The organism is Brevundimonas sp., assembly GCF_032055285.1.
Lineage (GTDB): Bacteria > Pseudomonadota > Alphaproteobacteria > Caulobacterales > Caulobacteraceae > Brevundimonas.
In genome coordinates, this window is the sequence record NZ_DAMBRE010000010.1 from 22232 (window position 1) to 41356 (window position 19125).

At 66.7% G+C, this 19125-nt stretch carries 21 protein-coding genes; 10 read left to right on the forward strand and 11 right to left on the reverse strand.

The genetic code is table 11. The annotated features are described in order from the left end of the window. Positions 1-184: 184 nt before the first annotated feature. Positions 185-985, reverse strand: coding sequence for an SDR family NAD(P)-dependent oxidoreductase (locus RTY13_RS16165; protein WP_312785008.1), 801 nt, complete (start codon positions 983-985; stop codon positions 185-187). Positions 986-998: 13 nt separating this feature from the next. Beyond that, positions 999-2204, reverse strand: coding sequence for an MFS transporter (locus RTY13_RS16170; protein ID WP_312785010.1), 1206 nt, complete (start codon positions 2202-2204; stop codon positions 999-1001). Between the two features lie 107 nt (positions 2205-2311). On the opposite strand from RTY13_RS16170, the gene RTY13_RS16175 reads away from it, so the two are divergent. The 4 genes from RTY13_RS16175 (at position 2312) to RTY13_RS16190 (ending at position 5966) form a co-directional block, all read left to right on the forward strand. After that, positions 2312-3340, forward strand: a complete 1029-nt coding sequence (locus RTY13_RS16175; RefSeq protein ID WP_312785011.1) for an amidohydrolase family protein — start codon at positions 2312-2314, stop codon at positions 3338-3340. Between the two features lie 188 nt (positions 3341-3528). Continuing rightward, positions 3529-4605 (forward strand): amidohydrolase family protein, encoded by a 1077-nt coding sequence (locus RTY13_RS16180; RefSeq protein ID WP_312785012.1) that lies wholly within the window; start codon positions 3529-3531, stop codon positions 4603-4605. 84 nt (positions 4606-4689) lie between these two features. After that, positions 4690-5121, forward strand: a complete 432-nt coding sequence (locus RTY13_RS16185; protein WP_312785013.1) for a hypothetical protein — start codon at positions 4690-4692, stop codon at positions 5119-5121. Beyond that, positions 5118-5966, forward strand: a complete 849-nt coding sequence (locus RTY13_RS16190) for a fumarylacetoacetate hydrolase family protein (protein WP_312785014.1) — start codon at positions 5118-5120, stop codon at positions 5964-5966. The genes RTY13_RS16185 and RTY13_RS16190 overlap by 4 nt, the downstream gene beginning before the upstream one ends. Before the next feature lie 37 nt (positions 5967-6003). On the opposite strand, the gene RTY13_RS16195 is transcribed toward RTY13_RS16190, so the two are convergent. Continuing rightward, positions 6004-6675 (reverse strand): TetR/AcrR family transcriptional regulator, encoded by a 672-nt coding sequence (locus RTY13_RS16195; protein WP_312785015.1) that lies wholly within the window; start codon positions 6673-6675, stop codon positions 6004-6006. Between the two features lie 162 nt (positions 6676-6837). On the opposite strand from RTY13_RS16195, the gene RTY13_RS16200 reads away from it, so the two are divergent. Beyond that, the gene (locus RTY13_RS16200) at positions 6838-7692 is read left to right on the forward strand and encodes an SDR family oxidoreductase (protein WP_312785016.1); all 855 of its coding nucleotides are present in this window, start codon (positions 6838-6840) and stop codon (positions 7690-7692) included. Between the two features lies 1 nt (position 7693). Here the strand turns inward: RTY13_RS16200 and RTY13_RS16205 are convergent, their stop codons facing one another. Genes RTY13_RS16205 through RTY13_RS16235 form a run of 7 tightly spaced genes read right to left on the reverse strand, consistent with a single transcriptional unit; the run spans position 7694 to position 13371 of the window. After that, on the reverse strand, positions 7694-8407 hold the full coding sequence (locus RTY13_RS16205; protein ID WP_312785017.1) for an SDR family oxidoreductase: 714 nt from the start codon (positions 8405-8407) through the stop codon (positions 7694-7696). Next, complete coding sequence (locus tag RTY13_RS16210; RefSeq protein WP_312785018.1) at positions 8398-9225, reverse strand: SDR family NAD(P)-dependent oxidoreductase; 828 nt, start codon at positions 9223-9225, stop codon at positions 8398-8400. Before RTY13_RS16210 ends, RTY13_RS16205 begins: the two co-directional genes overlap by 10 nt. A 27-nt stretch (positions 9226-9252) precedes the next feature. After that, on the reverse strand, positions 9253-10065 hold the full coding sequence (locus tag RTY13_RS16215; protein WP_312785020.1) for an SDR family oxidoreductase: 813 nt from the start codon (positions 10063-10065) through the stop codon (positions 9253-9255). Next, positions 10065-10979, reverse strand: a complete 915-nt coding sequence (locus RTY13_RS16220) for a VOC family protein (protein ID WP_312785022.1) — start codon at positions 10977-10979, stop codon at positions 10065-10067. Before RTY13_RS16220 ends, RTY13_RS16215 begins: the two co-directional genes overlap by 1 nt. A 27-nt stretch (positions 10980-11006) precedes the next feature. Continuing rightward, positions 11007-11765, reverse strand: coding sequence for an SDR family NAD(P)-dependent oxidoreductase (locus RTY13_RS16225; protein ID WP_312785024.1), 759 nt, complete (start codon positions 11763-11765; stop codon positions 11007-11009). Beyond that, a complete protein-coding gene (locus RTY13_RS16230; RefSeq protein WP_312785026.1) occupies positions 11762-13156 on the reverse strand; it encodes an MFS transporter in 1395 nt (464 codons plus the stop codon). Before RTY13_RS16230 ends, RTY13_RS16225 begins: the two co-directional genes overlap by 4 nt. Next, complete coding sequence (locus tag RTY13_RS16235; RefSeq protein ID WP_312785028.1) at positions 13153-13371, reverse strand: ferredoxin; 219 nt, start codon at positions 13369-13371, stop codon at positions 13153-13155. Before RTY13_RS16235 ends, RTY13_RS16230 begins: the two co-directional genes overlap by 4 nt. A 148-nt stretch (positions 13372-13519) precedes the next feature. Here RTY13_RS16235 and RTY13_RS16240 point away from each other — a divergent pair, with 148 nt between their 5' ends. From RTY13_RS16240 to RTY13_RS16250, 3 genes are all read left to right on the forward strand, one after another. Then, positions 13520-14896, forward strand: a complete 1377-nt coding sequence (locus tag RTY13_RS16240; protein WP_312785030.1) for an aromatic ring-hydroxylating dioxygenase subunit alpha — start codon at positions 13520-13522, stop codon at positions 14894-14896. A gap of 37 nt (positions 14897-14933) precedes the next feature. Next, the gene (locus RTY13_RS16245) at positions 14934-15515 is read left to right on the forward strand and encodes a 3-phenylpropionate/cinnamic acid dioxygenase subunit beta (RefSeq protein WP_312785032.1); all 582 of its coding nucleotides are present in this window, start codon (positions 14934-14936) and stop codon (positions 15513-15515) included. 80 nt (positions 15516-15595) lie between these two features. Beyond that, complete coding sequence (locus tag RTY13_RS16250) at positions 15596-16522, forward strand: zinc-binding alcohol dehydrogenase family protein (RefSeq protein ID WP_312785034.1); 927 nt, start codon at positions 15596-15598, stop codon at positions 16520-16522. Positions 16523-16575: 53 nt separating this feature from the next. On the opposite strand, the gene RTY13_RS16255 is transcribed toward RTY13_RS16250, so the two are convergent. After that, on the reverse strand, positions 16576-17124 hold the full coding sequence (locus RTY13_RS16255) for a glutathione peroxidase (RefSeq protein ID WP_312785036.1): 549 nt from the start codon (positions 17122-17124) through the stop codon (positions 16576-16578). A 119-nt stretch (positions 17125-17243) separates the two neighbouring features. Between RTY13_RS16255 and RTY13_RS16260 the strand changes: the two genes are divergently transcribed. Next, positions 17244-17675 carry a limonene-1,2-epoxide hydrolase family protein gene (locus tag RTY13_RS16260; RefSeq protein ID WP_312785038.1) on the forward strand — a complete coding sequence of 144 codons (432 nt, stop codon included), beginning with the start codon at positions 17244-17246 and terminating at the stop codon, positions 17673-17675. Between the two features lie 88 nt (positions 17676-17763). Continuing rightward, complete coding sequence (locus tag RTY13_RS16265) at positions 17764-19041, forward strand: cytochrome P450 (protein WP_312785040.1); 1278 nt, start codon at positions 17764-17766, stop codon at positions 19039-19041. The last annotated feature ends 84 nt before the right edge of the window (positions 19042-19125 follow it).

A 19125-nucleotide genomic window follows, 5' to 3' on the forward strand; every position in this document is an offset into this window, starting at 1 on the left:
GTCGATTTCGGCGCCCAGCGCGCGGGCGTCAAACGTCCTGCTTTCGGTCTCGGCGGCCCTGAGCCCCTGGCCCCCGGGTTCTTTCTGGGCGGCGCCGGCATTCATCCCGGCGGAGGCGTTTCGGGCGGTCCGGGCCGACTGGTCTCCCGGCGGGTCCTCGACTACCTCGCTCGCGGGGGCGCGGTCAGGTCATCACCCCGGAATGCAGCGCCAGCTGCCCCCCGTCCGCATTCATGATCAAGCCCGAGACATAGGCGGCGTCGTCCGACGCCAGGTAGGCGATGGCCTGGGCCTGCTCCTCGGCTTCGCCCATCCGTCCCAGGGGCACGCGCGCGATACGGGCCCTAAGCCTTTCAGGGTCCATGCCGTTCGCCCCGGTCGTCAAATCCGTGGCCGTGATGCCGGGACAGACGCAGTTGACGCGGATCCCGTGACGCCCCCACTCGACGGCCAGCGACCGGGTCAGGCCGACCACGCCATGCTTGGACACGACATAGCCGATCTGGTTCGGCACGGCCGCCAGGCCGGCGATGGAGGCCACGTTGACGATCGCCCCGCGTCCGGCCGGGATCATCGCCGCCTTGGCGACTTCCCGAGACCAGTAGAACTGGGAATAGAGGTTGGTGCGCACCACCCGGTCCCAGGCGATGAAGTCCTCCGCGGGAGCCACGACCGAAATCCCGACATTGTTCACCAGGACATCGATGCGACCGCAGCCCCGCATGACCTCGGCGACCGCCTCGGCGGCGAAGGTCTCGTCGGCGGCGTCGCCCGGCAAAGCCAGAGCCCGGCCGCCTGCGGCCTCGATCCCGGAGACGGCCGCCGCCGCCAGTTCCGGGTTCAGATCGTTGAGCGCCACGAACGCGCCCTGTCGCGCCAGCAGGAAGGCCGCGGCCCGGCCTATCCCCCCGCCCGCGCCGGTGACGACAGCCACCCTGCCCTTGAACCTGTCGGACGCCGGGTCCGGTGAAAGCGACGGGGTCATGCAAGCTCCGTGTCTAGCGAGGTGATTTCATGGCGGCGGGCGCGACGACCCGATCCTGGCCCGCGATCAGGCCGGACAAGACAAGACCGAGGCCGATCACGGCCGCCAATCCGGCCACGGCCTCGAACCCGCCGGTCCACTGGTGCAGCAGGCCGACGCCGAGCGGCGACAAGGCCGCCGGGACATAGCCTACGCCCTGGGCCATGCCGGACAACTGCGACGCCGTCTGGCTGTCGGCCGAGCGCAGGAGCACCAGGGTCAGGGCGAGAGAGAACAGGCCGCCCTGGGCCAGTCCCTGGACGACCGCCCAGACCCAGACGCCCGACAGGGGCGCCAGCAACAAGCCCAATAGCCCTCCCGTCGCAGCCAGCGACAGGAGCAGGGCCAGGCCCCGCTGGTCCGGCCGCCGCGCCGCCGCCGCCGGTATGGTCAGGGAGGTGGCCAGCTGGACCAGGATCAGAACGGACAGGACCAGGCCGGCGGTCTCGGCGTCGAGGCCCCGCTCGCGCAGGATGGGCGGCAACCACCCCAGGACACAGAAGGCCAGGGCCGACTGAAACCCCATGAAGAGCGCCACGCTCCAGGCCAGGGGGTGACGCCAAAGCCCCGGAACCGGCGCGGCGCCCGCCCTAGCCCCCTGCGCGCCGCTCCCCGCCAGAGGCAGCCAGATCAGGCAGATGACGACGACTGGCGCGGCCCATATCGCCAAGCCCAGGCGCCAACCGCCGCCAAGCGCGGTCTCGACCGGAATGGTGACCGCAGCCGCCAGGGCCGCGCCGCCGGAGATGGCCGTGACATAGGCGCCCGTCAGCCAGGCGGAACGGGCCTGAAAATCGCGCTTCACGAGCGCCGGCAACAGCACATTGGCCGTGGCTATGGCGGCGCCAGTCAGGATCGAAAACGAGAACAGGGCCCAGACCGGCCCTAACGCGCGACACGCCGTTCCCAACGCGATCAGCACGAGGGCGCCCAACAGGCTGCGCTCCGCACCCCAGAGCCGCGCCAGCTGCGGCGCCAGGGGGGCGAAAACGCCAAGACACAGAACCGGCAGGGTCGTGAGCAGGCCGACCTGCCAAGGCGCCAGACCTGTCGCGAGGGCGACCTCGGGCAGGCGCACGGAAAGACTGGCGAACACCAGCCTCAGACAGAATGCGGATCCGACGATTCCAACCGCCAGGAGGCGTCGATCGGGCCCTCCGGCCAGGCGCAGGGACATCATTCAGGCTCCGCCCCCTCCAACGACGCGAAAGAACTTCACCTCGTGACTTGCAAGTTATCATTCGACAGTGAGAATATGATTTCAATGACAGACACGCAAGGCAGGCCATGCTGATCGACGTCCATGCGCACCTCTTCACCCCCGGCATGCTGAACCGGCATCCGTTCTGGGGCCCCTTCATGAAGCCGCAAGGCCTGACGGTCGGGCATTTCTCCCTCGGCACCAAGCAGCCCGCCAAGGCGACGACCGATGCGGAGGCCGAGGCCAACCTCCTGGCGCGGATGACCCACGAGGCGCGTCTGGCCGTGATGGAGCAGCGCGGCGTCGACAAGCTGGTCCTGTCCACCCCCTCCCACGCCTTCATGTACTGGGCCGGGGAATTCGGGACCGAATACGCCCGGATCTGCAACGACGAACTCTCCGCCTTCTGCCGCGTCATGCCGGACAAGTTTGATTTCTGGGCCCATGCCAACCTGGCCGATCCGGAAGCCGCGGTGGAAGAGATCGACCGCGCCGTTCGGGTGCTGGGGGCCAAGGGGTTGTGCGTGGGCGGCACCAATTTCGACGGTATCCAGACCTATGATGAAAGACTGTTTCCGGTCTGGGCCAAGCTGGTCGAACTCGACGTGCCCATCATGGTCCACGGCTTCAATCAGTCGATCTATCTGGGCGAGCGCCATCACGAGGATCGGTTCGAAACCACCTCCATCGTCGGCGACTGCGTCGATGAGACCCTGTTCTTCTGGTACCTGATCTGCGGCGGAGCGCTGGACGCCTTCCCGAGCCTGAAGACCTACATCACCCATGCGGGAGGCATGGCCGTGTTCCAGCTGGGCCGCCTTTCGGAGCTGAACGGCGTCATGGCGCCGGACGCCCGCAACCAGCGTCCGTTGATGGACTACATGAAGAATTTCTACTTCGACCTGGACCTCCACCACCCGGCCCTGCGTCGCGCGGTCGCCGAGGTCGTCGGGGCCGACCAATTGGTCTACGGGACCAATTTCGGCGGAGCCTACGACTATGGCGACCTGACCGAGGGGATCGATCTGTCCGACAGCGATAGAGAGAAAATTCGCAGCGGCAACGCCATCCGCCTTCTCAAGCTCGACATGAGCCTACCGCCTTCAAGTCCATGATTTTCAAAAGCTCACGGCCCGAATTTTCGCGCCCGACGGCGCTCAGGGTTTGCTTTGACGGCCAAACGCCATTCGCGATAGAGAATAACTGAACAACTTCTATAGATCCGTTCAAAAAATACCGCGCCGCCTGCGACGCGCACAATGGTTCAACGAGGCCCCAGAGGACCTCGACAGGAGGAAATCACATGCTGATCGATCTTCACGCCCACGCCCCGCTGCCCGGCTATTACAATCAGGATCCCCACTGGGGCCCCTTCTTCGAGAAACACGACGACGGCCATATCCGCCTGCGCGTGGGGGAATGGATTCTGTCCCTCGGCTCTCCGGAACGACGCGCCGCCGTCAATCGCGGCGAGACGATGGAAGTCGCCGAGTTCATGTCCAAGTGGAATGATCCGAAGCACCGCCTGGCCGGGATGGACGCCCTCGGCCAGGACGCACAGGTCCTGTCGGTGCCCTCGCACTGCTACATGTATTGGGCTGATCCCGCCTTCGCCAACCGCTTCTCGACCAAGGTCAACGACACCCTCGCCGACTACTGCGACCGTTCGGACGGCCGGCTGATGATGTGGGCCACCGCCGCCCTGCAAGACCCGGTCAACGCCGCCAAGGAGATCCGTCGCGCCTGCACGGAACTGGGCGCCAAGGGCCTCAGCGCCGGCGGCTCCAACTTTGGCGGCATGGAGTTCGACGACCCGCGCATGGACCCGATCTGGGAGGTTCTGTGCGACCTGGACCTGCCGATGTTCGTGCACGGCTACAACCAGTCCGTGACCTGGGGGGCCAAGGCCAACACCGACAAGTACGAGACCACGGCCATCGTCGGCATGAACTACGATGAGACCAAGTGCTTCTGGTACCTGATCTGCGGCGGGGTCCTGGACCGCTTCCCCAACCTGAAGGTCTATATCACCCACGCTGGCGGCTTCGTGCCCTATCAGCTGGGCCGTCTGGCGCAGACCATCAAGAACCTCGACGTGGTCCACAACAAGAAGGATCTCGAGGAATACCTGCCGAACTTCTGGTTCGACCCCGAACTGCATGAACTGCCGATGCGCCAGGCCCTGGTGGAGGTGATTGGCGCAGACCGTCTGGTATACGGCACCAATTTCGGAGGCTCCGACGCGATCCGCGGCGACCTGACGACCGGCCTTCGGATGTCGGCCGAAGACCTCGAGAAGGTGCGCTGGAAGAACGCCGTCGACCTGCTCCACATCGACCTCGACAAGATGGGACGCGCCAAGACGCTCGTCGCCGCCTGACCCCGTCAGGCTGACGGCGGCGCCCGCGCCGTCGTCAGCCGCCCCCGCCCCCTTCGCCGCTGCCTGCAAACAACAGGACCCCCGATGCCTCGCCATGGCGATTGCAAGATCTGCACGATGCTGGAGACGGCTCCGCCCGAGAACCTGGTGCTCGACGGCGAACACTGGGGCGTGGTCGCCATGCGCGAGGCGGCCGGCGTGCTGATGGTCTTCACCCGCGACCACGACCAGGGCGTCGGCTCGATCTCGGACGCCGCCGCCGCCAGCTTCGGGCCGCTGATCAAGACCCTTTCGGCCGGCCTCTCCGCCTCCGGATTTGAAAAGACCTCGGTCATCTCGCTCGGCGACAACGCCGTCCATACCCACTTCATGCTCGTGGGCCGCAAGCCGGCGGACGCGCCCATCTTCGACAATACGCCGCTGATGGCCCGTCTCGCCTGCAAGGAGGGCGAGCGCGCCCGCGCCGTCGCCGGGCGCCTGCGCGACGGGCTCAAGAACTCAGGACTGACCGCATGAAACTCGCCCTATGCAGCGACGGCGGCGCCCCCTTCTGGGCCGTCGTCGACCCCGAGGCTGACGCCGCCCGTCCGATCTCCGGCGGGATCGCCGACTGGGGTCCCCGCGTCACACGCGGCGAGGGCGAAGCCGCCCTGAGGTTCGAGGGCCCTGCCCGCGCCCTGTCGACGCTGAGGCTGCTCGCGCCGTGCGAGCGGACCAGCAAGGTCGTCATCTCCGGGGCTAACTACAGCAAGCATCTTGTCGAATTCGGCGTCGCTGCGCCGACCCAGCCGATCGCCTTTCTCAAGGCCTTCGGCGCCCTGATCGGCGCGAACGATCCCATCCGGTACCCGCCCCTCACCGAACAGCTCGACTATGAGTGCGAACTGGTCGTGGTGATCGGCACGGACGAGATCGACCTGGACGACCCCCTCGCCTGCGTCCTCGGCTACACCGCCGGCAATGACGTCAGCGCCCGCGACCTGCAACGCAGCGGCCCGCCGGGCATAGGCATGGATCTCTACGCCGCCAAGAGCCAGGACCGGGCCACCCCGGTCGGCCCCTGGATCGTCACGCGCGATGAGTTCCCGGTCGGCAGCCCCGCCCTGCGCCTGTCCACCACGATCAACGGCGAAGTCCGTCAGGATGGAACCACAGCAGACATGACCTGGGATGTTTCAGCGCTGATCCGCTTCGTCCAGGCCCGGGTGAGCTTCGGCGTCGGCGACCTCTTGTTCACCGGCACGCCCGAAGGCGTCGGTCAGGGCTCCGGGCGATATCTGAACCCGGGCGACCTCGTCGAGGTCGTGCTGGAGGGCGTCGGCGCCCTGCGCAATGTCGTCGGCCCCAAGACCCTGGCCTGAACGACGGACCGGGGCCGACGAAGGCGCCGAGGCGGGCCTAGGCCGGCTTGAGGGCCCTGAGGACGGCGTCGATCGTCGCCTGAAGGCGCAGCGCCAGGGGCTTGCCGTCGCGCGCCGACACAATGGTCTCGCTCAGCGCCAGCCGCACCATCATTTCGGCAATGGCGTTCCGGTCCACCACCACGCCGATGTCGCGCTCCCAAGCGTCGAACACCGATTCCAGCGCCGTCAGAACCCGCGCAATGAAATGGTCGAAGTTCGACTCGAAATACTGCAGCACGAAGGCTGGCTCGACATGCAGGAACTGGGCCCCGCGGTGGGTTTCATTGTTGGAGACGCTGTACTTCAGAAAGGCGGCGAACCGCTCCGCCGGCGTCTTGCAGCCCGCCATGGCGTGGCTGAGCTCTTCGTCGGTCTCGGTGCGAAGACGCAGGACCACGGCTTCGAGCACCGCCTCCATCGAGGGGAAGTAGCGATAGAGGGTCCCGCGGGAAATCTCGGCGGCGTCACAGACCTCCTGGGCGGTGATCCGCGGCGTTCCGTGATTCATCATCACGTTCTGGGCTGCCGTGATGATGTTCTCGATCGTTCTGGCGGCGCGGGGATCCGCACGGCGCTTGCGGGCAGGCGCATCCGGCGGCGCGGCGTCTGTGAGGGCCGAACGCTCGACCGGAGCCTCCGGGCGAGCCCTTCTGGCGTTGACGGTCATACGTATCTTGCTCCGGGAGTTCAGGCGGGACCGTATCCGGTCGGGACCGATCACGCAAACCGCGCCCGCCTGTCTGGACGATATTTCGATACATAATAGTCATTTCTGTATAGAAAATTACAGGAAAATCCGCCTGTTTCACGCCTTGGAGGACCGTCGCACATGCATATCGATCTTAGCGCCAAACGGGTGATCGTAACCGGCGCCAGCCGCGGAATCGGTCGGGCGGTCGCAACGGCCTTCGCCCAGGAAGGCGTGCGCCTGGCGATCTGTTCGCGCAGCGCCGACACCCTGGAGGCTGTCGCCGCGGACCTGCGGGCCCTCGGCGCCGCCGACGTGATCGCGGTTCCCCTGGACGTGCGCGACACCGCTGCAGTGCGTGCCTTTACGGCTCAGGTCGCCGAGGCCTGGGGCGGGGTCGACGTGCTGGTCAACAACGCCGGCCAGGGCAAGGGTGGAAGCCTGGAAACCCTGGAGCCCGAGGACATCCTCGACCACGCCGACAATATCCAGGTCGCCCATTTCCGCTTCGCGCAGGCGGTGGTTCCGCACATGCGCAAGCAGAAGTGGGGCCGCATCATCAACATCAACGCCCTGGCCGGGGCCCTGCCGACGCCCGACGGCATTCCCTCGGTGACCAACCGCGCGGCCGGCATCGCCCTGTCCAAGCTGCTGGGACAGCAGCTGGCCAAGGACAATATTCTCGTGAACAGCCTGAACATGGGCTGGATCGACACCGGACAGTGGGACCGGCACTACAAGGAGATGCCCTCGACCATCAGCCGCGAGGAATTCCTCGAGATGGTGGTCAAGATCGTGCCGCTGGGGCGCTTCGGCCGGCCAGAAGAGGTGGCCCATGTCTGCCTCTTCCTGGCCAGCGACCTGGCCAGCTTCCTCAGCGCGGCGTCGATCGACGTGTCGGGCGGGCTCCAGGGCGCGATCGCCTACTACCCCACGCTGAAACGCGAGATGCAGGATCTGGGGCGAGCGCGCGAGGCCACGCTCGCCGCCGAGTGACCTAGTAGGCCTCGCCCTGGGGATAGAGCGCCAGCCGGGCGATGTTCGCCCGGTCCGGCTGCTCCAGCATGAAGCGGATGGCGCGAGCGATGTCTTCGGGGTCGAGCGCAACCGGGTTCTCGACCTTGGCTGCGGCCATCATCTTGTCGAACATTTCGCTCGAGGTCGAACCCGGCGCGATGGTGCCGACCTTGACGCCGGTTCCCGCCAGTTCGATGCGAAGCGACTGCGTGAAGGCCTCCAGCCCGTGCTTGAGCCCGCCGTAGACCCCGCCCGCCCGCGAGATGAGATAGGCGCTGATGCTGGAGACATTGATGATCGCACCCGACGACTGGCTGCGGAATTCGCGGGCGAAGACGTAGGAACTGCGCACCACCGCCTCGAAGTTCACACGGATCATGTAACTGACCGCGTCCAGGTCGATGGAGTCCATCGTCCCGACCGCCATGACGCCGGCATTGTTGACGACCACATCGGCGCGTCCGAACCCTTCCTTGGCCAGGCCCAGCAACTGCTCCGGCGTCCCGGCCTCAGCGATGTCGGCGGCCAGCAGGACGCTGGGCCCCGGCAAGGTCGCCGCCAGGGCCTCAAGCTTCTCCAGGCGGCGGCTGGTCAGGACCAGATTGCAACCGGCCCGGCTGAGTTCCAGCGCCGTCGCCGCGCCGATGCCGGTCGAGGCGCCGGTAAGGACGACCGTCTTTCCCTTCAGGTCCATTGGCCCGGCGCCTTCTTCATGCTCTCGATGGTGGGACGCATGTCGGCGACACTGGGCAGATGGGCGGTGAAGCCGCCATCGACCGAGAGGATCTGGCCGGTGACATAGCTGCTCAGGTCGGAGGCCAGGAAGACCACCATATTGGCGATGTCGCGCGGCACGCCCAGTCGCGGCACCAGGCAATGGCTGAGGAAGATGTCCTGGATATGGGCCGGCAGCCGCTGCTCCATACCGGGCTGGATGATCAGCCCCGCGGCTATGGCGTTCACCCTCACCCCCCTCGGACTATAGGCCGTGGCCATGTGCCGGGTCAGGGCGTTGATCGCCGCCTTGCTGGCGGCGTAGGCGAAGTTGCTCACGTCGCCGGACAGGGACTGGCCGGACGAGATGTTGACGATCGATCCGCCGCCCCGCTCCAGCATGGAGGGAATGGCGTATTTACAGAAAAGCATCGGGGCGCGGGCGTTGATCGACTGGACCTGGTCCCACAGCTCGACCGGCATGTCCGGTATGTCGAGGTCGCGCGAGGAGAAACCCGTCGCCCCCGCGTTGTTGTCGAGAATATCGACGCCGCCGAACGCGGCGACGCACGCCTCGACCGCCCCACGGATGTCATCCTCGCGAGTGATGTCCCCGGCCTTGCAGGCGACGTCGTGTCCCTGCCCCTTCAGCCGCTCGGTCACCGCTTCAAGTTCGGCCGCCCGCAGATCGGTCAGCAGGACCCGCGCCCCCTGTTCGGCCAGGGCCAGGGCCGTCTCCGACCCTATAGACCCCGCCGCGCCGGTGACCAGCGCGACCTTCCCATCCAATAACGCCATACCCTCGCCTCCCTCTCGTCGTCGGCTTCAGCCGCCCTGTTGTTCCATTTCAGCCACGTTCGCAGGCCGCGACTGATATCCCGGCATATGCAGGCCGCCGTCGACATTGATCAGTTCGCCTGTGACGAAGCGGGACATGTCCGACGCCAGGAAGACCGCCACCGGCGCGATATCTTCTTCGGGATCCCCGTTGCGCTGAAGCGGCTTCATCGCTGCGACCCGCTCGGCGAACCCCGGCGAATCCGCCGCCATCTTCTGGAACACCGTCCCCATGGCCGCCGGCGACAGCAGGTTGACCCGGATGTTGAACCGGCCCCACTCGTGCGCCGCGCTGCGGGTCAGGCCGCGAAGGGCGGACTTGGTGATGCTGTAGTCCGAGTTCAGCCACGCCCCGGTTTCGACGTCGATCGAGTAGAAGTTGACGATCGAGCCGCCGCCCCTGGCGATCATGTGCGGCCGTGCAGCCTGCATCGCCCACCAGCCGGCCCACAGGCCGGAGTGCAGGGTCGCGTCGAGCATTTCGTCTGTCTTGTGCTCGAGAAGGACCTTGGGGCTCAGGGTGAAGGCGTTGTTGATCAGGATGTCGATGCCGCCGAACCGTTCGACGGTCGCCTCGACCGCGCCCTGGATCTGTTCCTTCACCCTGACATCGGCCTTGAGCACCTCGGCCTGACCGCCCAGCTCCTCGACCAGCTCCTGGCGAATCGTCGCGCAGTAGTCGTCATTGTACTCCGCCACCATGACCGAGGCGCCCTCGCGGATGAATTTGCGAGCAATGCCTCTGCCGATGCCGCCGCCCCCGCCGGTGACCAGGGCGACCTTGCCGTCAAGCAATCCCATCAGAGCAGTTCCTCGGGGGTGCGGACCGTGGTTCCGAGAATCGGACCGACCAGTTCATGCCCCCAGTAGCTGAGACGCTCGGCGTTGAGTTCGAACGGATCGCCGGGCCAGGGATGGGTTTCGGCGATCACCTCGACGGCGAAGCCGGACGGCGAGAAGTGATAGAAGGAGAAATGGGGATCCTGGGTGTGCTGACCGAGGGTCATCTGCACCGGGATGCCGCGCTTGTTGACGATGTCCCAGGTCTCGCCGACATCGCGCAGATCGCCCGTCAGCAGGCCCATGTGCTGGACCCCCATCCGACCCGGCGCATGTCCGTAGCCGATGTCATGACTGGTCAGGTTGTTGAGCCCGGCGCGGTAGAAGCCCGTCTTGCCCTTGCCCGCGCCCGAGCCGTACCACTGGAAGCCCATGATGTTGATCAGGAAATCATCCAGCTCCGGTCCGTATTCCGGGGTGATCACCACGACATGGCCGAAGCCGCGGCCATGGGTGTTGAAGCCGCCGTGGCGGCGTCCGGGAATGAAGGAGTCGGGCTCGCCCTTCTGGCCGTAGAAGAGTTCGTACTGGTAGCCCACGGGGTCCTTGAACCGGACCACGTCGCGCACAGCACGGCGCGTCCGAAGATCGTCCGTCCCGTACTCCACAGCTATGCCGGCGTCCTCGAGCTTCTTGACGGCCTTCTCGAAGGCGATCCGGTTGACGCATTCCCAGCCGATATAGGCCAACTTGTCGATGGGGCCCGGCTGGAAGGCGAACCGATAGCGGCGGTCGTCCATACGCAGATAGAGGGACTCCGGCTCGTCCTCGGGCGACGGGGCGACAGCGAGGCCGAGCACCTCGGGGCCATAGGTGCGCCAGGCGCTGATATTGGGGCTTTCAAAGCCGAGATAGCCGATGCCGCGGATATCCATTGTCCTGATCCTTGTCTTGCAGGTTTTTCAGCAGGCGGTGGTGCCGCCGTCGATGATGAAGTCGGCGCCGGTGATGAAGGCGGCCTCGTCGCTGGCCAGGAAGGCGGCCATGCCGACGACGTCTTCCGGTTCACCGGGCCGGCCGAGCGGAATTCCGCTGGTCAGCTGGGCGCGCACCGCCGGATTCTCGACAAAGGCGCGCGTGCCGGGGGTGATGATGAAGCCCGGGCTGATGCTGTTGGCGCGCACGCCGTGGACGGCCCCCTCCAGCGCCGCCTGGCGCGTCAGGGCGATGATCCCGCCCTTGGTGGCGTTGTGGGCCGCGGTGCCGTTGCCGCGCGACCCCTGCCATCCGGCGGTCGAGGCGACATTGATGATCGCTCCACCCTGCCTGGCCAGATGGGGCCAGGCGAACTTCATGCTCAGGAAGACCAGGTCCAGTTCGTTGCGGATGGTGAAGCGCCAGTCCTCGACGGAGAGTTCGGCGATAGAGCCGAACCGCGCCGCCGAGGCGTTATTGTAGAGGATGTCGATACGGTCGTGCTCGGCGACGGCCTTGGCGATCCAGGCCGCCGCGCCCTCGGGCTGGCCGAGATCGCAGACCATGGTCGTCATGAGGCCGCCGGCCTCGGCGACCAGCCGCAGGGTCTCGGCGTCGGCCTCGGCGTTGACGTCGCATCCGACGATGACGGCGCCGTCGGCGGCGAACCTCAAGGCCGCCGCCCGCCCCTGGCCGCCGCCTGTGCCGGAAATCAGGGCGACCCGCCCCTCCAGCCGGCGCGTCACAGGGGGGCCCCTTCCTGAGCCGCCCGCGCGTCTCGGGCGTCCAGCGCCGTGCGGATGGCGGCGTGCTTGTCGCGGGTCAGGGGATAGGTGAAGGCCAGCCAGGCGCCGAGCAGGAACAGGACCGCCGACGGACCGGCGAACACCATCTCCAGACCGGATATGGCCTCCGGCGTATTGGCCGCCATCAGCGCGGGCTTGTAACCGACCAGGGCGAGGGCCGCGAAGGACAGGCCGACGGCCAGCGCCCCGCCCAGCTTCCAGCTGCTGATCAGAAGCGCATAGAGGACGCCGGTCTGGTCCGAGCCCGAGTCCAGACGAAGCTCGTCGCCTGCGTCCGCCATCATCGCCCGCGGCAGGAGGTTGAAGGCGCCGAACGACAGCCCCCAGCCCATCATGCCCAGGGAGGCGGCCAGGAGGTTTCCGTCAGGCAGAAAGACAAAGACCACGCTGACGACTGCGGCGAGGACGCCCGAAATCCCGAGTACGAAATGCTTGTCGAGCCGACGCGCCAGCCAGGCGACGGCCGGCACGGTGATCATGGCGGTGACGACCTGGGCGATGAGGACGACGCCGACCGCGCTTCGATCCAGCCCCTTGGCCGCCGTGATGAAGAAGACCAGCATCGCCGAGGCCGTGCCGAAACCCAGGCCGAACAACAGGTCGATGGCGGCGATGCGAAACACCGCCTTGCGGCCCACCACGGCCAGATAATCCTTGAGGCCGACGATGTGACGCTGGGTGACGGCCGCCGCCTCGGGCACCCGCCATGCGGCCAGGGCCACGGCGGGCGCCATCAACAGGATGATGATCCAGCCCATGAGCCGCGTCGGCTCCAGGCCGGTTTCGCCTAGCTTCGACAGGAGGATGGGAAAGCCCATGACCGTCAGGATGCCCAGCAATGAAGCAAACTGCAGCCAGGCGTAGACCCGCGACCGCTCATCATAGCTCGTCGCAAGGCCGGAGGCCAAAGCCAGCTGGGCCAGCGACAAGATCGACCAGCCGAGGAAGGCGGCCGTCAGGGTCGCGAGAAGATACAGCGGCCCCACGCCCGGCTGGGCCATGAAGAGCAGATAGACCGCCAGCATCAGCGCTGGCGCGCCAAAGATGAGCCAGGGCCGGTAGCGGCCCCAGCGGCTTCGCGTACGGTCCATCGCCGCCCCCAGCAGGGGATCGACCACGATGTCGAAGACGCGCACGCAGGTGAAAATGACGCCGATGACGGCCAGGGGCAGCCCCAGAACCGTGGCGTAATGCTCAGGAATCATCACCACCAGCGGCAGGGACAGGGCGGTCAGAGGAATGCCCATCAGCGACAGCGACAGCAGGCCTGGCGGCCTGCGATCACTGCGGGCGCGCGCCGTCGGGCTCGCCGCGACTGACGGGGCGGTCATCCTTCGACAGGTTCCACGACAATGGCCGCCTGCGGACAGGATTCGGCGCCTTCAATGGCCCGCTCGAGCAGCTCGGGCGGCACCAGTCCGGTGGTCAGAACCACCAGCCCGCCCTCGAGCTGATAGATCTCGGGGCAGATTTCCACGCACGTCCCGTAGCCGCAGCAGGCGCTACGGTCGGCGACGACGCGATGCGCGATCGCATTTGCACTCATCTTATTCCTCCGTGCCGGGCGTCCCTTTGGGACTTCTCCGGGGGCCAGCGGCCCGTCGTTCCTCAACAAATCGATGAGTTGCATTTTCTATACAGAAATGCCACCTCTGTTCAAAATTATGTGGTGCTCAGCGCCCAGGAGGAAAGACATGCTGGACCGGACACGGGCGACCCTTTCAGATGGGACGACCATCGACGACCTGATCAACATCGAGACGCGGGAAGTTCAGCTCAGGGCGATCTCGGACCCCGAGCTCTACGACATCGAGATGCGCAAGGTCTTCGGCAAGACCTGGCTGCTGCTGGGCCACGAAAGCGAGATTCCCAATCCCGGCGACTTCATCACTCGCCTGATGGGGTCTGATCCGGTTCTGATCACGCGCCAGAAGGACGGCTCGATCCGGGTGATGCTGAACGTCTGCCCCCACCGCGGCATGCGCGTCTGCACGGCCGACGCCGGCAACGCCAAGGTCCACACCTGCATCTATCACGGCTGGGCCTTCAAGAATGACGGCGACTTCATCGGCGCCCCCGTGGCCGGCGAGAAGATGCACGGCGACATCCTGCCCAAGGAAAAGCTCGGCCTGACCCAGGCGCGGAGCCATCTCTACGGCGGCCTGATCTTCGCCACCTGGAACCTGGAAGGCCCTTCGTTCGACGAGTTCCTCGGCGAGATGAAGTGGTATTACGACATGCTGTTCTGCCGGACGGACAAGGGCCTGGAGGCCCTCGGCCCGCCGCAGCGCTTCACGATCAAGGCCAATTGGAAGACGGCCTGCGAGCAGTCCGCCTCCGACGGCTTCCACACCCTGACCCTGCACCGCTGGCTCGGCGAGTTCGCCAAGTTCGGCGACGGCGACCTGACCACCTCCATGTACGGCACGGAAGTCAGTTCGCTCCAGGGCCACTCCCTGCGTTGCATGCCCGTGGCCAACAAGTTCAAGCAGGCGGCGGGCTTCCGCGACGGCAATCTGACGCTGGAGGAGAAGCTGGCCATCGTGCCGCCGCCCGGCATCACCAAGGAGATGCTTCCCGAGCTGATCCGGAACCTGTCTCCGGAACAGCTGGGCCTTCTGGTCGACAGCCCGCCCCAGGTCGGAGGCATGTTCCCCAACGTCCTGATCGCCTTCATCTACGTGCCGCAACCCGACGGCGAGATCATCGGCCTGACCTCGCTGCACACCTATATTCCCAAGGGTCCGGACGAGTTGGAGTTCTGCAACTACATCCTGGCCGAAAAGGACGCGCCCGAAGAACACAAGCAGAAGGCGCTGCAGTTCGCTGTGCGCATGCTGGGCACCTCCGGCATGGTCGAACAGGACGATTCCGACACCTGGCCGCACATCACCCAGACCGCCAAGGGCGCCGCCGCGCGCCACGTAACCATGAAATACCAGGCCGTCTGCACCACGCCGCCACGGCCCGACTGGCCCGGCCCGGCCCTGGTCTACGAAGGCTTCACCAAGGACGACACCCAGTGGAACTGGTGGCTGGCCTATCGCGAACTGATGAACGCCCCCGCTTGATCATCATCATCGCCGCCATCATCAGGATCACAACACCATGACCATGAACGCCGTCATCCCGACCGACGTAAGCGTCGCCTCGGACGCCCCCTTCCGCCCCAAGCGCGTGCCGGTAGGCTCGCCCGCCTATAATGAGATCACCGAGTTCCTCTATGAGGAAGCCTGGCTCCTGGACGAGATCCGCCTGGCCGAATGGGTGGCCCGGCTCGATGTCGACCTGCGCTACACCTGCCCGGTGCGCCAGACCCGCCCCCTGCACCAGCAGGCCCAGTCAATCGTGCGCACGGTGATGCATTTCGACGAAACCTACGCCTCGATCCGGGGCCGCGTCGGCCGCATCACCGACACCCGCAGCGCCTGGGCCGAAGACCCCCCGTCGCGCACCCGCAGGCTGGTGACCAACATCCTCGTGGACGCCACCGACGATCCCGACGAGTTCGAGGTGAAGAGCTATCTGCTCTGCAGCCGCAGCCGGTTCGAGGAAACCAACCTGCTGTTCCTCAGCTGCGTCCGCCACGATCTGCTGCGCCGCTACGACGACGGCATCAAGCTGGCCCGCCGCGAGATCATCGTCGACCAGACGGTGCTGGGCTTCCCCAACCTCGCCATCTTCCTCTGAACCGACAGCGACGGGCCGCCGGCGTCGATCCCTCGGCGCCGGCCGGCGCGCGCCTCCCCCGCCGAACCAGGAGCTCTTCCATGCGCGCAGGCGTCATATCCGGCGACGGAGCCGCCCCGGTCCTCCAGGACTTTCCCGAACCCGCCCCGCAGGACGGCTGCGTCCTGATCACCGTGGACACCGCCGGCCTCGGCGGCTGGGACGTCCTCGGGGCCTATCGCCTCGGGGTCCAGTATCCCTGCGTGATCCGCGGGGAAGGCGTCGGCCGCGCCGAAGACGGACGACGGGTCTATTTCGGCGAGCGGTCCGTCGCGCCCTGGGGCGCCTGGGCCGAAAAGACGCTCGTTCCGGCCGCCGAGGTCTGGGATGTTCCCGACGACGTCGACGACCGCACCGCCATCACCATGGGCATAGCCGGCACCGGCGTCCTTGTGCCTCTGGAAGCGGCGAACATCCAGCCCGGCGAGCGCGTGCTGATCCTCGGCGCCACCGGGGTTCTGGGCCAGATCGGCCTCCAGCTGGCCCGAAATCTCGGCGCCGGCCGTGTCGTAGCCGCTGCGCGCAGCCAGGCCGGCCTCGACAGGCTGATGGAACGCGGCCTGGCCGACGCCGCCGTCGCCATGGGCGGAAGCGACGACGTCGAAAAACTGAAGACCGCTTCCGGCGGCGAAGGGTTCGACGTCGTGCTGGATCTGGTCTTCGGCCAGCCCTTCCTGTCCGCCGTCAAGGCGACGAAATGGGGGGCGCGTCTGATCACCATAGGCACCGGGGCGGGACGTGTCGTCGAACTGAACATCGGCGACCTCCTGTTTCGCACCCTCACCTGCATCGGCACGGGCCAGCGGCCGCCCGCCGACCGCGAAGCCATATGGCGCAGGCTGCTGGCGATGCAGAAGGCGCAGGCGATCGAGGTCGACTACGCCGATCATGAGTTCGCCGACCTCGCCGAGGCCTGGGCCGCCCAGGTCCGCGGCCCGCACGCCAAGATCACGGCCCGGGTGGGTTGATGCGGGTCGCGGAGGACAGTGAACGCCTCCGCGACCCGCAAGCCCCTGCGGCCTCAGCCGGCCGCCAGCGCGCCCTCGACAGCCGCGGTCAGCCGCGGATCGGCGGCCTCGACGTCCGGCGCGAACCGCGCGAGGACCTGACCGTCGCGGCCGATCAGGAATTTTTCGAAATTCCACACGACCTCGCCCGGTCCGCCGACGGGGACGCCATATCCGGCCAGGCGTTCGCGCATCGGGCCGTCGCCCACCGTCTCGGGTCGCAGCGCCGTCAGCGCGGCGTAGAGCGGATGGATGTCGTCGCCCTTCACGCTGATCTTGGAATAGAGGGGAAAGGTGACGTCGTAGCTGGTCCGGCAGAAGCCGGCGATCTCGTCGTCAGCGCCCGGCTCCTGGCCGTTGAAGTTGTTGGCGGGAAAGGCCAGCACCTCGAAACCGGCCGCCTGATGGACGCGGTAGAGGTCTTCCAGGCCTTCATATTGAGGCGTCAGGCCGCACTTCGAGGCGACGTTGACGATCAGCAGGACCCGGCCGGCGTGGTCCGCCAGGCTGTCGGTCTGTCCATCGATGCGGGTCAGGGGAATGGCGGAGATCGCAGGGCTCATCGGGGGGCAATCCTTGTCGCGCGAGGATCATGGCTCGCACCGGCAAGCCTAGCCCATTCCTCCGGACGCCGCTGCCGCAAACGCCGTTCCACTGGCCGAAAACAAGGAGCGACCGCCCCGTGAACCGCACGCCCGTCGATATCGTCAGCGCCTTCCTCGACGCCTGGTCCGAAGGTCCGGAGCCCCTCGAAAAGGCCTTGCGCGCCCTGTTCCGGCCCGACACGCGATGGACCAATATGGGTCTGTCCGAAACCATAGGCGTCGAAGAGGCCCTCGCCCTGGGCGCGCGCTTCGAAGCGGCCATGGGCTATGCGAAGATCCTGGTCGACACCGTCCATATCGCCGCCTGCGGCAACATCGTCCTGACCGAGCGGATCGACCGCCTCGTCGCCGCGGACGGTCGGGAGATCGCCGCCTTTTCCATCGCGGGCGTCTTTGAACTGGACGACGACGGCAAGCTTGTTCGCTGGCGCGACTACACGGACCCATCCGCGATCGCCGCCATTCACGGCCACGAGCCCGACAAGGACCGAAGAACGCCGATCGCCTGATGGACAAGTCCCTCAGAATATTATTCTCTATCCAAAACAGAGCGCGCTCGCATTCGCGAGGCGGGCCGAACCCCGGGAAGGACTATCGATGAACACCCAGCCTGCACCCAACGCCTCCCTCGCCGAAGGCTTCGCCCAGGTCGGCGCCCTGTTCGCCGGAGACGACGGCGATCTCGACAAAATCTATCGCGACCACCGCGCCAACAAGCCCGTCATGCAAGGCGACATCTGCGCCGAACTCGGGTCCGCCTCCTTCGCGGGCCATACGGGCCGGCCGATCTACACCATCTTCAAGCACGCCGACGTCATGAAGGTGCTGCGCGACACCAAGACCTTCACCAGCGGCATCCTGATGGAAACAGGCCTCGGCCCCTTCCTCGACGGCCTGATGATCACGGGCCTGGACGGCGACGAGCACCGCCAGCTGCGCGGCATTCTGCAGCCCTCCTTCACCCCCGCGGTGATGGAGGAGTGGCGCGAAACCTATATCCGCCCCCTGATCCAGCGCTCCTTCATCGAGCCGCTCATCCCGCTCGGCAAGGCCGAGCTCGTGAGCACGGTCGGCGTCATGTTCCCGATTCACGTCGTCTACGCCGTCCTGGGCTTCCCGGACAACGACCCGGCCGCCCTCGAGACCTTCGCCACCAAGGCCCTCAAGGTGCTGGGCGGCATGGCCAATGATCCCGAAGCGAAGCGCGCAGCCTTCCAAGCCTTCCAGGAATTGTACGACCCCACCCTCCTGGCCGTCCAGGCGCGGCGGGCCTCGGGCGCCGAAGGTCCGGATCTCATCAGCCGCCTGATCCGGGCTGAATTCGAGGGCCGCACGCTCGACGATCATCAGATCACCAACTTCGTCCGCATGATGCTGCCCGCAGCCTCCGAGACCACCTCGCGCACCTTCGCGATCATGATGACCCACCTCTTCGACCATCCCGAGGTGCTCGAACGTCTTCGCGCCGACCGGACCCTGATGCGCAAGGTGTTGGACGAGAGCGTCCGCCACGACGCCGTCGCCACCTTCAAGGTGCGTGAATGCCAGGCCGACGTGACGCTGCAGGACGTAGTCATTCCCAAGGGCTCCATCATCTCCGCCTGCGTCGGCTCGGCCAATCGGGACGAGACGGTGTTCGAAAACCCCGACGTCTTCGACATCGACCGCAAGCAGATGGCGGCCTTCGGCTTCGGCTTCGGCGCCCATATGTGCGTGGGCATGTGGCTGGCCAAGGTGGAGATCGAGGAGGCCGTGGGCCTCCTGCTCGACCTGCTGCCGAACCTGAGGCTGGACCCCGCCTTCCCCCGTCCGGTCGTCCGCGGCGTATCGCTGCGCGGACCCGACGCGGTCCATGTGGTCTGGGACGCCCCCTAGGGCCTCCAGACCCGCGACACCGCGAACCGCTCCGCAGGGGCCTTCACCTCAGGGTGAAGGCCCCTTTTCTTGCGCTGGGGTTCG